At 31.2% G+C, this 15,832-nt stretch carries 16 protein-coding genes; 6 read left to right on the forward strand and 10 right to left on the reverse strand.

All coding sequences use genetic code 11. The annotated features are described in order from the left end of the window. Positions 1-3 precede the first annotated feature (3 nt). On the forward strand, positions 4-777 hold the full coding sequence (locus BUC03_RS01255; RefSeq protein WP_073147990.1) for a class I SAM-dependent methyltransferase: 774 nt from the start codon (positions 4-6) through the stop codon (positions 775-777). On the opposite strand, the gene BUC03_RS01260 is transcribed toward BUC03_RS01255, so the two are convergent. From BUC03_RS01260 to BUC03_RS01295, 8 genes are all read right to left on the reverse strand, one after another. After that, a complete protein-coding gene (locus tag BUC03_RS01260; protein ID WP_234971588.1) occupies positions 774-1,781 on the reverse strand; it encodes an FAD:protein FMN transferase in 1,008 nt (335 codons plus the stop codon). The genes BUC03_RS01255 and BUC03_RS01260 overlap by 4 nt on opposite strands. Before the next feature lies 1 nt (position 1,782). Further along, positions 1,783-2,139, reverse strand: a complete 357-nt coding sequence (locus BUC03_RS01265) for a Na(+)-translocating NADH-quinone reductase subunit F (protein ID WP_073147421.1) — start codon at positions 2,137-2,139, stop codon at positions 1,783-1,785. Between the two features lie 148 nt (positions 2,140-2,287). Further along, positions 2,288-3,577, reverse strand: coding sequence for an NADH:ubiquinone reductase (Na(+)-transporting) subunit F (gene nqrF, locus BUC03_RS01270; protein WP_073147423.1), 1,290 nt, complete (start codon positions 3,575-3,577; stop codon positions 2,288-2,290). A gap of 16 nt (positions 3,578-3,593) precedes the next feature. Next, positions 3,594-4,229, reverse strand: coding sequence for an NADH:ubiquinone reductase (Na(+)-transporting) subunit E (gene nqrE / locus BUC03_RS01275; protein WP_073147425.1), 636 nt, complete (start codon positions 4,227-4,229; stop codon positions 3,594-3,596). Between the two features lie 22 nt (positions 4,230-4,251). Then, a complete protein-coding gene (locus BUC03_RS01280; protein ID WP_073147427.1) occupies positions 4,252-5,001 on the reverse strand; it encodes an NADH:ubiquinone reductase (Na(+)-transporting) subunit D in 750 nt (249 codons plus the stop codon). Between the two features lie 5 nt (positions 5,002-5,006). Next, positions 5,007-5,765, reverse strand: coding sequence for a Na(+)-translocating NADH-quinone reductase subunit C (locus BUC03_RS01285; protein WP_073147429.1), 759 nt, complete (start codon positions 5,763-5,765; stop codon positions 5,007-5,009). After that, positions 5,765-6,934 (reverse strand): NADH:ubiquinone reductase (Na(+)-transporting) subunit B, encoded by a 1,170-nt coding sequence (locus BUC03_RS01290; RefSeq protein ID WP_073147430.1) that lies wholly within the window; start codon positions 6,932-6,934, stop codon positions 5,765-5,767. Before BUC03_RS01290 ends, BUC03_RS01285 begins: the two co-directional genes overlap by 1 nt. Before the next feature lie 16 nt (positions 6,935-6,950). Then, positions 6,951-8,294 (reverse strand): Na(+)-translocating NADH-quinone reductase subunit A, encoded by a 1,344-nt coding sequence (locus BUC03_RS01295; RefSeq protein WP_073147432.1) that lies wholly within the window; start codon positions 8,292-8,294, stop codon positions 6,951-6,953. 183 nt (positions 8,295-8,477) lie between these two features. Between BUC03_RS01295 and BUC03_RS01300 the strand changes: the two genes are divergently transcribed. From BUC03_RS01300 to apaG, 3 genes are read left to right on the forward strand one after another with little or no spacing between them, the layout of a single operon-like run. Further along, complete coding sequence (locus BUC03_RS01300; RefSeq protein ID WP_073147434.1) at positions 8,478-9,728, forward strand: type IX secretion system plug protein; 1,251 nt, start codon at positions 8,478-8,480, stop codon at positions 9,726-9,728. 5 nt (positions 9,729-9,733) lie between these two features. Further along, positions 9,734-10,732 (forward strand): DUF3667 domain-containing protein, encoded by a 999-nt coding sequence (locus BUC03_RS01305; protein WP_073147436.1) that lies wholly within the window; start codon positions 9,734-9,736, stop codon positions 10,730-10,732. A 1-nt stretch (position 10,733) separates the two neighbouring features. Continuing rightward, a complete protein-coding gene (gene apaG / locus BUC03_RS01310; protein WP_073147438.1) occupies positions 10,734-11,120 on the forward strand; it encodes a Co2+/Mg2+ efflux protein ApaG in 387 nt (128 codons plus the stop codon). A 65-nt stretch (positions 11,121-11,185) separates the two neighbouring features. On the opposite strand, the gene BUC03_RS01315 is transcribed toward apaG, so the two are convergent. Continuing rightward, positions 11,186-12,076: a peptidase associated/transthyretin-like domain-containing protein gene (locus BUC03_RS01315; RefSeq protein ID WP_073147440.1), complete on the reverse strand. Its 891-nt coding sequence runs from the start codon at positions 12,074-12,076 to the stop codon at positions 11,186-11,188. Positions 12,077-12,572: 496 nt separating this feature from the next. On the opposite strand from BUC03_RS01315, the gene pruA reads away from it, so the two are divergent. After that, a complete protein-coding gene (gene pruA / locus BUC03_RS01320; protein WP_073147442.1) occupies positions 12,573-14,201 on the forward strand; it encodes an L-glutamate gamma-semialdehyde dehydrogenase in 1,629 nt (542 codons plus the stop codon). A gap of 82 nt (positions 14,202-14,283) precedes the next feature. Further along, the gene (locus BUC03_RS01325; protein ID WP_073147444.1) at positions 14,284-15,129 is read left to right on the forward strand and encodes a hypothetical protein; all 846 of its coding nucleotides are present in this window, start codon (positions 14,284-14,286) and stop codon (positions 15,127-15,129) included. Here BUC03_RS01325 and rsmG read toward each other — a convergent pair. After that, on the reverse strand, positions 15,126-15,755 hold the full coding sequence (rsmG, locus tag BUC03_RS01330; protein WP_073147446.1) for a 16S rRNA (guanine(527)-N(7))-methyltransferase RsmG: 630 nt from the start codon (positions 15,753-15,755) through the stop codon (positions 15,126-15,128). The genes BUC03_RS01325 and rsmG overlap by 4 nt on opposite strands. Between the last annotated feature and the right edge of the window lie 77 nt (positions 15,756-15,832).

A 15,832-nucleotide genomic window follows, 5' to 3' on the forward strand; every position in this document is an offset into this window, starting at 1 on the left:
ATGATCAAAAAAGTATTTAAAACTGTATTAAATACAATACCTAGACCTTTGCTTATAAAAGCAAGTTATCTAGCTAAGCCAGTTTTGGCAATTTTACTAAAAGGGAATAAATACACTGACCCAATAGACGGTAAGAGCTTTTCTAAGTTTTTACCATATGGTTATGAAAATCAGAGAGAAAATGTATTATCCCCTTCTGCCCTTTCTTTAGAAAGACACAGATTGTTATGGTTATATTTAAAAAATAAGACAGATTTTTTTACTTCAAAAAAATCTGTCTTACATTTTGCACCAGAACAAGCATTTTATAAAAGATTTAGAAAACTACCTAATCTAAATTATACCACTACAGACCTTAACTCTCCATTAGCAGATGTTAAGGCAGATATTTGCAACCTTCCGTTTAAGGATAATCAATATGATTTTATACTTTGTAATCACGTATTAGAGCATATTCCAGATGATACTAAGGCAATGCAAGAATTATATAGAGTATTAAAACCTGGAGGTACTGCTATTCTACAAATACCACAAGATTTAAGTAGAGCTACTACTTTTGAAGATGATTCTATTACAGATGAAAAAGAAAGAGCTAAGATCTTCGGGCAATATGATCACGTGAGGATTTATGGAAGAGATTATTTTGATAAACTTAGAAGTATAGGTTTTAAGGTAATTGAAGAAAATTATACTAAAAGCTTAACAAACGAAGAGATAGACAAATTTAGAATTAATAAAGAAGAAATTATTCCCGTTTGCATAAAACCTAAAAACTAATCTTTTACTAATTGTTTTTTAAATTTAGCAGTAGAGTAAACTTTAGTACTATCATTTTCAGTATAAATTAAATAAGCATCTATTCCTGTAAGGTTTTCAATCACTAATTTAGATTTTTCTAATCCCATTGCCATAAATGCCGTAGCATAAGCATCTGCTTCTGCGCAAGTAGTTGCTAAAACAGAAGCACTTAAAATATTACTTTTTTCAGCCTTACCTGTTAACGGGTTTATAGTATGCACAAATCTCTGTCCTGTTATAGAATCTTGTCTAAACTTTCTATAGTTACCAGAGGTAGCCAATGCTTCATTTTTTAACTCTAAAATAGCTGTAATTTCTCTTTTTAATTCTGTTTGATATGGATTATCTAAACCTACTCTCCAAGCTTGTTTCTTCTCTTTATTAATACCTTTAACTCTTAACTCTCCACCAAGTTCAATTAAATAATTATCTACATTATTATTTTCTAAAAATATTGCTAATCTGTCTATAGTATAACCTTTGGCAACAGCATTAAATTCTATATAAGAATTAATATTCTCTTTTTTTAAACGATTGTCTTCACTTAACTCCATTTTATCTATACCAACTAATACAAATAAGGAGTCTAATTCTTTATCAGATAAATAATTTAGCTCTTCAGCGCCAAAACCATAGGCATTTACAAGATTTCCAACAGTAGGATCAAAATAACCGCTAGTAGATTTATTGATTTCTTTAGAAAGAAGAAAAACTTCTTTAAACATATTATCTACTACGATTGTAGTATCTCCTTTGTTAATTTTAGAAATGTCAGAATTTGGTAAATATGTACTCATAGATTTATTTACCACTTCATAAATAGAATCTAAACCTTTCTCCCAATTTACTTCTTCTTCAGAAAAAAATTTAATATGATAGGTAGTACCTAAAGCATTTCCTTCAAAATATTTGGTTTTAATAGTCTGTTTAGAATTGCAACCAAACAAACAAATTACTAGTAAAAAAAATAAAAATTTATACATATTAAAATTCTTGAAAACCGTCATAATTTACCACATAATCACTCTCTGAAGTAAGCTCTTTAGTAAAGTCTTCAGAATTTGCTAAACCTACCCCTGCATAAAAAGTTCTTGCATTAAACTTAATTGCATGATCTTTTATTGTACTCATTAAAATTTCATCTAAAAATTTAGGATCATTAGGGTAAGAAATAGCCCTAACAATTACAAAATGAAGTTTTTTATCTTTTAAAGCTACAAACTGTGGATTTCTTTTTAATTCACTATTAACTCCTAGAAATTCAAATCCCTTATCTTCTAAATCTTTACCCACAATATTCATTGCAAGGTTATGTATTTCTTGTTCTGTTAATTTTGCCATAATGCAATAATACTTATTTTAAAAATTCAATAAATAAATTTTTATAGATATAATTTATCAAATCTATAAAAAAACTAAATACAGAAATATTAGCGCATAAAAAAGTCCAATATTTTCATATTGGACTTTTTTAAATAAGATAGAGTTTTTATCCTCCAAAATCATCAAATCTAATATTCTCATCAGGAATACCAAAATCTTCTCCCATTTTCTGAACAGCTTTATTCATTAATGGAGGACCACAGAAATATAATTCTATTTCTTCTGGTTCATCATGTTTTGAAAGATATTCATCAATTACTGCGTTGTGTACAAATCCTAAAAATCCGTCACCTTCGCTATGTATATCTTTTTTAACTTTCCAGTTATCTTCTTCTAAAGGTTCTGAAAGTACAATGTAAAATTTAAAGTTATCAAATTCTCTTTCTAACTCTCTAAAGTGTTCTAAGTAGAACAACTCTCTTTTAGAACGACCTCCATACCAGTAAGTAACTTTTCTACCGGTTCTTAAGGTTTTGAATAGGTGATATAAATGAGATCTCATTGGAGCCATACCAGCACCACCACCAACGTAAAGCATTTCTGCATCACTTTCATTGATAAAGAACTCACCATAAGGACCAGAGATAGTAACTTTATCTCCTTTTTTTCTAGAGAAAATATAAGAAGAAGCAACACCTGGATTTACATCCATCCAACCATTTTTAGCACGATCAAAAGGTGGTGTTGCAATACGTACATTCAACATTACCTCACGTCCTTCTGCTGGGTAAGAAGCCATAGAGTATGCTCTCTCTACAGTTTCAGGATTTTTCATTACTAATGGCCATAATTTAAAATTATCCCATTCTTTCTTAAATTTATCAGGCTCTCCAGGATGTTCTTCTGGGTGAGCTTGAATATCTATATCTTGAAATTTGATTTCACATTTAGGAACTTCAATTTGGATGTAACCACCCGCTTTGTAGTCCATATCTTCTGGTAATTCTACCACAAATTCCTTAATAAAAGAAGCAACATTCCAGTTTCTAACTACTGTAGCTTCCCACTTTTTAATACCAAAAACCTCTTCAGGAATTTGAATATCCATATTTTGCTTCACCTTCACTTGGCAACCTAAACGCCAACCTTCAGCAATTTCTTTTCTGGTAAAGTGAGGTGCTTCTGTTGGTAAAATAGTACCACCACCATCTTTTACAATACATTTACATTGTATACAAGTACCACCACCACCACAAGCTGATGGTAAAAATAATTTATTATCACCTAAAGTAGATAACAATGTCCCTCCGGAACCAACTTCTATATCTTTTTCTCCATTTACGTTAATTTTAACAGGACCTGAAGGAACTAGCTTTGCTTTAGCTCCTAACAGCACTCCTACTAACAATAGTATTAACGCTAAAAATACAATTACACTTGCAACTATTACTGTCATAATGCTTTGTTTTCGACTATAATTTGATTCCCATAAAACTCATAAACCCAATTGCCATTAACCCTGTAATGATAAAGGTAATCCCTAATCCTTTTAAAGGAGCAGGAACATTTGAGTATGCTATTTTTTCTCTAATTGCAGCAATTGCTAAAATGGCTAAAAACCATCCTATACCACTACCTAATCCATAGGTTAAAGCTTGACCAACACCTTCAAAACTTTTTTGCTGCATGAATAATGATCCTCCTAAAATTGCACAGTTTACAGCTATTAATGGTAAGAATATACCTAATGCACCATAAAGCGCAGGAGCAAATTTCTCTACAATCATTTCTACTAACTGTACCATAGATGCAATTACAGCAATAAACATGATAAAGCTTAAGAAACTTAAGTCGATAAATTGGCTTCCAGATTCATCTCCAAAAGCAGGATCTAACCAAGCTAAAGCACCAGGTTTTAGTAAATATTGATCCATTAAAAAGTTGATAGGTACAGTAATTGCTAATACAAAAATTACCGCTGCTCCTAAACCTACTGCTGTTTTAACAGTTTTTGATACTGCTAAATAAGAACACATTCCTAAGAAGTAAGCAAAAATCATATTCTCTATGAAAATACTTCTAATAAATAAGTTTAAATACTCTTGCATAATCTATATTTTTAAGCAGTCTCTATGCTTCTTCTATTAATTTTCTGTTTCTTGAACGTTGCACCCAGATAATAATACCTACAATAATAAGTGCCATTGGCGCTAATAACATTAATCCGTTATTTTCATATCCAAAAGCATATAAACCTGTAGAATCTGCTAACGTTGCTCCCTTGTGACCTAATACTTCAAAACCAAATAACTTCCCTGAACCTAAAAGTTCTCTAAAGAAAGCTACAATTACAAGTATTAATCCGTAACCTGCAGCATTACCAATACCATCTAAAAATGATTTGTAAACTCCGTTACCTAAAGCAAACGCTTCTAAACGTCCCATTACAATACAGTTGGTAATAATTAAACCAACAAATACCGAAAGTTGTTTACTTAAATCATATAAAAATGCTTTTAAAACTTGATCTACAAGAATCACTAAAGCTGCTACAATTACTAACTGTACAATAATTCTAATTCTACTAGGAATTAGATTACGCATCATAGAAATAATCATGTTACTGAAAGCCATTACTACCATTACTGCAAGAGACATTACGATTGCCGCTTGTAATTGTACTGTAATTGCTAGTGCAGAACAGATACCTAATACTTGCACTGTAATTGGGTTATCATCATTCAAAGGATCTGATAATAACTTCATATTTTGCTTAGATAAGAAACTTTCTTTTTCTTCTGAATTAGAAAGGAAAAGAATCATTTCTTTCTTTTTTGCTTCTTTTTCTGACATCGCTGTGTTATTATTTTCTTTAGCCATAAAAATTATTTTACTGCTACTTTCATATCAGTTTGATTCTTAAAATAAGGTAGGTAATGTTTTAATCTCTCAGAGATCATATCTGTTACCCCATCTCCAGTAATAGTAGCTCCAGAGATTGCGTCTACTGCATTGTCATCTTTATTGCTACCACCTGTATAACCTTTTACTACAGAAACACCTACTAAATTACCAGAGCTATCAAAAATCTTCTCGTCTTCAAAACGTTGCTGAAACCAAGCTTTAGTAATCTCTCCACCTAAACCAGTAGTTTCTCCTTTATGATCAAAAACAACTCCTTTAATTGTATTTACATCATCTTTTAAAGAAACATATCCCCAGATAGCATCCCATAATCCAGTACCGCGTAATGGAATAATATAATACTTTGCACCATCAACTTCTGCTTCGTATAAAGGAAACTTCTGCTCTTCTACTGTTCTATTTAATTCTTTAGCTAAATCTACTTGAAAGGCTTTGTCACCTTCTTCAACTACTTCCCCTTTTGAGTTAAGTGCTATTTGCTTAGTAATATATTTTTTAAAGTTAGCTTCTGCTAAAGGACGAGATAAAGGAACCATAGCTCCATTTTGCTCTACAGAATCTACACCTACAGTATAAAGAATGTTTTGCATCTTTTCCTGCTTTACATTAGCGTTTTGTCTATCGCTTAAAGAAATGGAAGTAAATGCTAACAATGCACCAACCACAACTACCATTATAATCGCGAAAATAAATGTATATGCGTTACTATTTCTATTCATTACACCGCTGTTTTTACTTGTGCCTTAACTCTGTTTTTACGTTTTTTGATATTACCTTCAATAACGTAGTGATCTATTGTTGGAGCAAATACATTCATTAATAATATTGCCAACATAATTCCTTCTGGATAAGCTGGATTGAAGATTCTAATCATCACAGCAAACAAGCCTATTAAAAATCCGTATATCCACTTTCCTTTATAAGTTTGTGCTGCAGATACTGGATCTGTTGCCATAAACACAATACCAAAAGCAAGACCACCTATTACTAAATGATTATACCAAGGGAAATTAACCAAATCGTTATCTGGAAAACTACCACCAATCATATTAAAGATAAAAGCCATACAAGCAGCTCCTAAGAAACCACTTACAATAATTCTCCAGCTTCCCACCTTAGTTAAAATAAGTAATAAAGCTCCTGCTAGAATACAAACAGTAGAAGTCTCTGCTACAGAACCAGGTATTAACCCTGAAAACATATCCATTGTACTATAAGGGACCTCTGTTCCTGCTGCAAGTTTACCTAAAATTGTTTCTCCAGAAACAGCATCTAAATTTCCTGCTTCACTAACCCAAACTGCATTACCAGACATATAAGTTGGGTATGCAAAGAAAGCAAAAGCTCTAGCTGTAAGTGCAGGGTTTAGAATATTCATTCCTGTACCACCAAAAGCCTCTTTACCAATAAGAACAGCAAAAACAACAGAAATAGCTACCATCCATAATGGAATATCTACTGGCATTACCATTGGAATTAACAATCCTGTTACTAAGTACCCCTCATTAACTTCGTGACCTCTAAAAATTGCAAAAGCAAATTCTATTCCAAGACCTACAGCGTAAGAAACTACAATCATAGGAACTACTTTAATAGCACCTTCTCCTATTGCTTCCCAAAAACCAACTGTTTCTTGAATTTGACTCAAGTATTGATAACCTGCATTCCAGGTACCAAAAATTAGAGCAGGGATTAAAGCCATTACAACTGTAATCATTACTCTTTTTAAATCTACCGCATCTCTAACGTGAGCTCCTTTTTGTGTTGTGTGATTAGGCACAAACAAGAAGGTATCCAACGCATTAATTGCTGGAGCGAACTTTTCGTATTTTTTCCCTTTGGAAAATGGCTCTTTTATACTATCAAGCCTTTGACGTATCCAATTCATAAATATTATGATCCTTTTATCCTACTTCAGTAATCATTAAATCTAAACCAAGACGAATAATTTCTTGCGCCTCAATTTTAGATGTATTCACATAGTCGATTAATGCAAAATCTTCTGGTATTACTTCATAAATACCTAAATTTTCCATTTTCTCAATATTTCCTGTCATACAAGCCTTAAGCAATTGCATTGGATAAATATCTAAAGGCATTACCTCTTCCATCTCTCCTGTTACCACTAAAGCTCTTTCTTCACCATTTAAATTAGTATTCACATCATACTTTTTATTTGGGAACATCCAAGAAAGTGATGTCTTAGACATCGAGTGAATATTATTATATGTAAATGGTAACCAACCAAAAGCTCTATAATTATTTCCTTCAGGTATTACAGTTATTGTATTATCATAAAAACCAACATATTGATTATTAGATAATTTTAAACCTGTTAACACATCTCCTGAAATAATACGACTTTTACTTTCATCTACTTGACCAATCAAGTCTGCTACATTAGCCCCTATATATGTTCTAAAGTATTTTTTCTCTTTAGCATCTGTACCGGCAACAGCTATTGTTCTTTTTGCATCAACTTTACCAGTTAAAAACAAACGACCAATAATTGCTACATCTTCTGGACCTACAGTCCAAACACGGTCTCCCATATTCATTGGCTCTGTTTCTTGCACATGCACACCAACATTACCTGCTGGGTGAGGTCCAGAAACATTTAATAACTCTACACCTTGAAGATCTTTAAAATCTGAAGATTTAGCATTTACCGCCACATAAACTTTTCCTGCTGTAAGTTTTTTTAACGCATTTAATCCTTCTTGAAACTCTGCTTTTTGATCAGCTAAAACAAATGCTGGATCTGCAGCTAAAGGAGCTGTATTATAAACAGACACATAAATAGCTTTTGGAGAATCATCTGGATTTGCTAAAATATCATAAGGACGCTGCTTAATAAATGCACCACAACCACTTTCAAAAATTCTGTTTTTCACAGTTTCTGAATCTGAAGTAGCAACATTTAACTGCCCGTATTCCTTATAAGAATTTACAGCATCTGCCTCGATAACAATTTCTAAAACACGTCGTTTTGCACCTCTAACAATTTCTTTAATAGAACCGCTAACAGGTGATGAAATTTTTACAGCTTCGTTATACTTTGAATAAAAAAGAACTTCACCGGCTAAAACTTTAGCCCCTTCTTTTAAAACAAGTTTTGGGACAACCGCATGAAAATCTGGTGGCTTGATTGCAAAGGTCTTAGATTTAGGAGCATCCACAAGCACTTGCTCTGCTTCGCCCTTAAATCGCAAATTGAGACCTTTTTTAACTTTAATGTCTTTTGACATAATTCATTTATAAGTTAATATTCGCGATTGCAAATTTAGTAATTTAATCCTCATGTTATAGCTCTGTTAAATGGAAGTTATTTATTTATATTAATTCTAAATAAATTGACTTCATTTTTTATTAAAATCCTTGCTGAGAAAAGATTTTAAGTATATTTAACCCATAATTTAGTAGAGGTTTTCATGAAAAATACTATCATTTTACTTGTTTCTTTTTTTAGTTTTCTATCTGGTTTTTCTCAAGTTTTAGAAACTACACCCCCTGAGTATATTAGAACTATTGAGTTTACAGGGAATTCTGAGTTTAGCGGCACTCCTATTATAAGCCTTGGAGACGAGATTACTTTAACTTTTGATGACTTAATTGGAGATGAAGCCGACTATTATTACACCATTGAACATTTTGACTTTAGCTGGAAACCTAGCAACTTATCTAAAAATGAATACATGGAAGGTTTTGATAATATGAGAATTATGGATTACCAAAATTCTTGGAACACTTTACAATCTTACTCTCATTATTCTCTTACCATACCCAACTCTAACACTAGAAGTTTAAAAGTTAGCGGAAATTACATTATTAAGATTTTTAATACTGATGAAGAACTGGTATTCTCTAGAAAATTTATGGTATATGAAGATATTGCACTAGTACAAGCAGAAGTAAAAAGAGCAAGAAACCTTAAATATATAAATACTAAACAGACTATCAACTTTACTATAGATGGTTCTGAAAGAATTGTTTTTAGAAACCCATCACAAAATTTAAAAACTTTAATTATTCAAAATAATAATTTAAAATCTTCTATCTACAACTTAAAACCTCAATATTCTTTAGGCAGTAAACTCATCTATAAATACGATCAAGAATCTGCATTTTGGGGTGGTAACGAGTTTCTTGAATTTGATAGCAAAGACGTAAGGTCTGCAACTATGAATATAAGATCTATAGAATTAAAAGATATTTACAATACCTATTTATATACCGATAAAAACAGATCTTACGATCCTTATACATACGATCCAGATATTAATGGCCAATTTAAAGTAACCACCTTACAGGGAGATGACGCCACAAGAGAATCTGAATATACTTGGGTACATTTCTCTCTAGCTAATTACGAAAAATTAAGAGGAGGCGAAATACACATTTACGGAGCCTTTAATAATTTTAATTTAGACAGCTCTACCAAAATGACTTACAATTCTAAAAAAGATGTTTTTGAAGGAAAAAGACTGTTTAAACAAGGTTTTTACAATTATAAATATGTTTTATTATTACCTGACGGAAGCATAGACGAAGGCTTTAACAGCGGTAATTTTGACGAGACAGAAAACGAATACACTATTTTAGCATACTACAGAGAAGTAGGCGGTAGATACGACAGAATAATTGGTGTAGGTAGCGCTAACAGTAGTAACATTAGCAATTAAAGCCTATGGAGAAGTCTAGATTCTCAAAAAAATACCGCAACACCATTTGCCCTAATTGCGAAACCCCTTTAGATACTAACGATAGATATTGCTCTTATTGCGGACAATTAAATTCTAGTAAAAAACTTAGTTTTAATGATTTTTTTTACGAATTCTTCGGAAGCATTATTTCTTACGACTCTAAGCTTCGCAAAACATTAAGCACCCTTATATTTAAGCCTGGCAGAATTTCTTTAGAATATATAAAAGGTAAAAGAGCTACTTACTCTAATCCATTTAGATTCTACCTAAGTATTTCTATTATATTTTTTATACTATATGTTTTCTCTCTAAAACTGACAATAGAAGATCAAGAGGCTATTGCATTTCAGGTGAATGATGGAAATGACTTTGAACTTATAGACGATCTCGATATACCGTTACTTTCAGAAAAAGAGTTAGACACTCTCAGTTTTATTTCTGAATTTAAAGAAAAAGTAAAGATCTACTTAGTCTATCACGAAAAAAACCCAGAACACAGTGTCACTAAATCATTAAAAACACTAAAACACGAAAACAGCATATACAATAAATGGATTTACAATAGATCTTTATTAATAGAAGAAATAGTAAAATCTCCTGAATCTTTTGTAGTCTTTGCTATAGGTAAATTACCGCTAATTATTTTCTTTTTCATCCCACTGTTTACACTAATACTTTGGCTAACCTACGGTAGAAGTTCTTACACCTATATGGAGCATTTAGTTTTTGCATTTCACTCGCAAACTATGTTGTTTTTCTTGATGAGTTTTAATGTAATTATAGATATTTTTATAGAATCCACTATCATCTCAACCATAATAACCATTGCCTACCTAGCCTATCTATTTAAATCATTAATGATATTTTACAAACAGGGTTTTATTAAAACGCTTATAAAATTTGTGTTTTTAAACATTTTATTTATTATATTAGCATCAATCACAACAATGATTGCATTTTTAGCATCTTTTGCACTTTATTAGTATGATTCAACAAGTAACTAGAGGAATTAAAATATCGGTGAAGACTAGTTTTCAAGGCACTTTCTTGAAAAACTACCAAATACACTTTGCTTTTACTTACGAGATTACAATCAAAAACCAAAGCAACGATTCTGTGCAACTTAATTCTAGATACTGGAAGATAAAAGACGCTTTAAACAATAATATTATTGTTAAAGGTGAAGGTGTTGTGGGGAAAAAACCAGTTTTAAAACCTGGAGAATCTCACACTTACACAAGCGGATGCCAATTAACCTCTCCTTTTGGAGCAATGAGTGGTTATTACGATATGATTAACTTCACTTCTACCAGAAAATTTAAAGTAGATATTCCTTCATTTAAACTTAGTGCTCCTTTTGCTTTGAATTAGTAGAAAATAAAAGATTTTCAGTAGTAACTTGAGCTATAACACAATTTTATTCAAAAAACTTAGAATTATTTAATTAACTCTAAGTCTAATTGAAGATTTCTTTCATCTTTTTTAGAAGATACATAAGGTAATGCTGAATAAGGTCTATATGTTGGTTTTTCTGAAAATGAAAATCGTAAAAAAGAAGCAGCTTGATAATAATCATTTACATCGCTTGTTAGTGCAGGACCTCTACTAAAAGGTTTTTCTACAAAGTTCATTTGCGAGTCTACTTCTCCTATATGCTCAACCCCTACAGCAAGACCCTCTTCATAAAAAGGTATATATTTATCAATATTCAATTCTACATCATCTTTTTCTAAAATATTAATGTAGAAAATTTCTGACATATATAATTTTTCAAAATCATTATCGCTAGAAAATCTATAAAGATTCATACGAAAAACTAACTTATGACCTTTTAACATCTTTTTTTTATACTTAAACCCTCTTGGTTTGAGAAAATAAAGTTTCACCTTATTTACCAGATTATTCGCTACTGTACTTTTTGGGGTTAAAACACTAATAAATTCGGTAGTATTATTTAAGGGACAACTCGTATAAGAACGAGGGCTACTTCCTTTTTCTATAACAATAAACTCTTGTCCGTTATTTAATTTTACTTCTGCAAGTTTCTCTACTTTAGGCTCTAAAAAAATAGTATCTAGCTCTTGAAAATTTAATACTGTATTTTTTACTGATTTAAAACCAAGTATTTCTATAGTCAAAGTATCGTTTAACTGAAATTTATCATTCAATTCCACCCTTCCTTCAACATTAGAATACACACCTGCATTTATACTATAAACCGAGACATACGGTAATGGTTTTTTAGATTCTTTATCCGCAACTATAAAGTTTTGAGAAAAAGCCAGGTTAAAAAATAAAAAAGCAATTAATATGTTGAAATATTTCATAGCAAAATTATAAAAGCGGCAAACAAAAATTTGTGGCGCTTAGGTTTAAAATTAACATTTAACAAATCCCTGTCCCTCAATTAATTTCAGAAAAATAGAAAATATATTCTGTCTCAACATTGAAAATAATATAAACACCTATCAAATCTTTATATATTAAAGAAATTTTTGCAACTCGGTAAGTTTCTTCTACAAAACCTATATCTCCACCTGAACAGATTCAACTTTTTCTACAACATAAATATCAGAATAACGATTTTCTAAGAAATCCAGATAAGTTATTTTGTTTCCATGATATTAACTAAGAATCATTTCATTTTTTTTACACAATTAATTTCTTCCAAGTTAAACAAATTCTAATTTCTAGAGACAATTCACTCCTTAATAAAACTTAACAGAAATTAATAAAACCTTAGTTTCTAGCAGACTTCAAGTTCTTAGATTTTACCTATCTTTAGACCGCAAAAAATAATAAATAAAAAAAACGAAATACATTATGGGGAAAGGATTTTTTCAAGTTCCGCCGGCTAACAATGAGCCTATTAAAAGCTATGCGCCCGGAACACCGGAAAGAGAAGAAGTATTACTCACTTATAAAGAATTATACAACACTAAAGTAGATGTACCACTTTATATAGGTTCTGAAGAAATTAGAACTAATAATACAGCTACTATGCATCCGCCACACGACCATCAACATAACTTAGGTGTTTATCATTTGGCAGAAAAAAAACATATAGAACAAGCTATTGAAACTGCTTTAGAAGCTAGAAAAAAGTGGTCTAAATTAGCTTGGGAGCAACGTGCGGCTATATTTTTAAAAGCTGCAGATTTAATTTCTGGGCCTTACCGTTACAAATTAAATGCTGCTACAATGATTGGGCAGTCTAAAAATATTTTTCAAGCTGAAATTGACTCTGCTTGTGAAATTGCAGATTTTCTTCGTTTTAACGTAGAATATATGTCTGAAATTTATAGCGACCAGCCAGAATCTGACGAAACTGCCTGGAACCGTGTAGAACACAGACCACTAGAAGGTTTTGTTTATGCAGTAACCCCTTTTAACTTTACTGCCATTGCTGGTAATTTACCAAGTGCACCAGCATTAATGGGTAATGTAGCAGTATGGAAACCTAGTGATAGTCAAGTATTTTCTGCAAAAATTTTGATGGATGTTTTTCAAGAAGCAGGAGTGCCAGATGGAGTAATCAATATGGTAATGGGTGATCCCGCAATGATTACAGATGTAGTTTTACAGAGTCCAGATTTTTCTGGAATTCACTATACTGGAAGTACAGAAGTATTTAAAGATATCTGGGCAAAAATTGGGCAAAATATTCATACCTATAAAACTTACCCAAGAATTGTAGGAGAAACAGGTGGTAAAGATTTTATAATTGCTCACCCTTCTTCTAACACAAAAGAAGTTTCTACAGCAATTTCTAGAGGTGCATTCGAGTTTCAAGGACAAAAATGTAGCGCAGCTTCTAGAGTTTACTTACCAAAAAGTTTATGGCCACAAATAAAAGAAGAACTTATTGAAGATATTTCATCTTTCAAAATGGGTTCTCCAGAAGATATGGGCAACTTTATTAATGCAGTAATACACGAGCGTTCTTTTGATAAATTAGCTAAATATATTGATCAAGCTAAACAAGATAAAGATGCAGAGATTATTATTGGTGGTAATTATGATAAATCTGTAGGGTATTTTGTAGAACCTACGGTAATTGTAACCTCAGACCCACACTATACAACTATGGAGACAGAACTTTTTGGCCCTGTAGTTACTATTTACATCTATGAAGATGAAAAGTGGGAAGAAACCTTAGAACTAGTAGACAACACAAGTGCTTATGCATTAACAGGAGCTATTTTCTCTAAAGACAGATATGCTGCTGCAGAAGCTACAGATAAACTTCAAAATGCTGCGGGTAACTTCTATATTAATGATAAATGTACAGGTGCTGTAGTAGGTAGACAACCATTTGGAGGAGCAAGAGCTAGTGGTACTAACGATAAAGCAGGATCTAAACTCAACTTGCAAAGATGGGTATCACAACGTTTAATTAAAGAAACGTTTGTACCAGCAACAGATTATAGATATCCTTTTTTAGGAGAATAATATATAATTGAATATTATTTACAAAAAAGCCTCGCTAAATAGTGAGGCTTTTTTATTTTAGTACAAAATCTAATTGTCTTTTATGTTTTCCGACCATTTTACAAAATTAAGACCGCAGTTTTTAATTCTTTTTATTCTTTTTAGTAGCGTCTCTATTTTAGCACAAGAAACAGTTACTCCACCAAAGTTTAAAGAATGCTTAGAATATGTAGACACCAAAGAAATAAAGGCTTGCGTAAGTAAAAGGATAAGTAATTTAATAAGAAAAAAACTTAAAGTTGAAAAATTTCAATCTCAACTACATCCTGGTAATAACTTAATTATGGTCGATTTTATTATTGAAAAAGATAAGACTATAAATTATTTTACAATTAATCATCCTAATGAAGAAATAAGAAATCAAATTGAAAAAATTCTTTCTAAAATAAAATTTCACACACCTGCAATGCACGATGGCAAGGGTATAAATATTTTTTATACTATACCAATTGTAATAAGAGAATTACCTTCTAGAGTTAAACCAAACCCACTATATAAGAACTCTGGATTAGCTTTAGATAACTCCAATGTAGAAAATGCTCAAGTTCTTAAATATAATTTAGACGAAAAATTAAATAAAAAAATTGAATTTAGAGATTTTGATGAAATTATTAAACGAAGGTATCTTTCTAGCTTATACAACAATATAAATATTTATAAAATTTCAAGTTTCTTAGAAAAAGGCACTAATACAATTGATGCTTCATTTACAATAAACAAAAACAGAGAACTTATAAATTTATCTGTACATAGTAATTCTGAACATGTAAGCAACTATATTAAAGAAGTGATTCAGAAATTACCAAAATTATCTCCAGTATATAAAAACAAAGAACCTCAAGAAGCTCATTATAAATTAGTATTAGCTTACAAGAAAGAAAGTAATTAACCCTTATACTTCATAGGAAGATGTACCACCTTTTTGGTCTCAAAGAAATCTTCTTCAAAATAACTAGAAAGATTATATATTTTAGCTGTTTTATATAATGCTAACTCTTCAGTTAAATCTCCACCTTTTAAATATAAAATACCATTTTTAAGTTCGTGCTCACTTTTTTTCTTCACTTTACCTCTTACCCAACGTACAAAAGTTTCCATTTGAGCCACTGCTCTACTTACAATAAAGTCGTATTGCTCATCTATTTCTTCTACTCTACAATTAGATGATTTTACATTTTCTAAGCCAAGCCCATCTTTCACTTCGTTTACAACTTTAATCTTTTTACCTATACTATCTACCAAATGGAACTGAGTTTCAGGAAAAAGAATAGCTAACGGAATACCAGGAAAACCACCGCCTGTACCAACATCCATCACGGTTGAACCTGGTTTAAATTGCTGAATTTTAGCTATACCTAAAGAATGAAGTACGTGTCTTAAATAAATTTCGTCAATATCTTTACGAGAGACTACATTTATCTTCAAATTCCAATCTTTGTAAAGATCTTGTAATTGGTTAAACTTTTCTTTTTGGTCTTCTGTTAAATCAGGAAAATATTTTAGTATTTCTTTCAAAGTGATATTTTTTTTTACAAAATTAATGTAATAAGTGGATTGAAAAAATACATTTACAAATTCTTGGTTTTATTACA

The sequence above is a fragment of the Mesonia phycicola genome, from assembly GCF_900141885.1.
Taxonomy (GTDB): Bacteria; Bacteroidota; Bacteroidia; order Flavobacteriales; family Flavobacteriaceae; genus Mesonia; species Mesonia phycicola.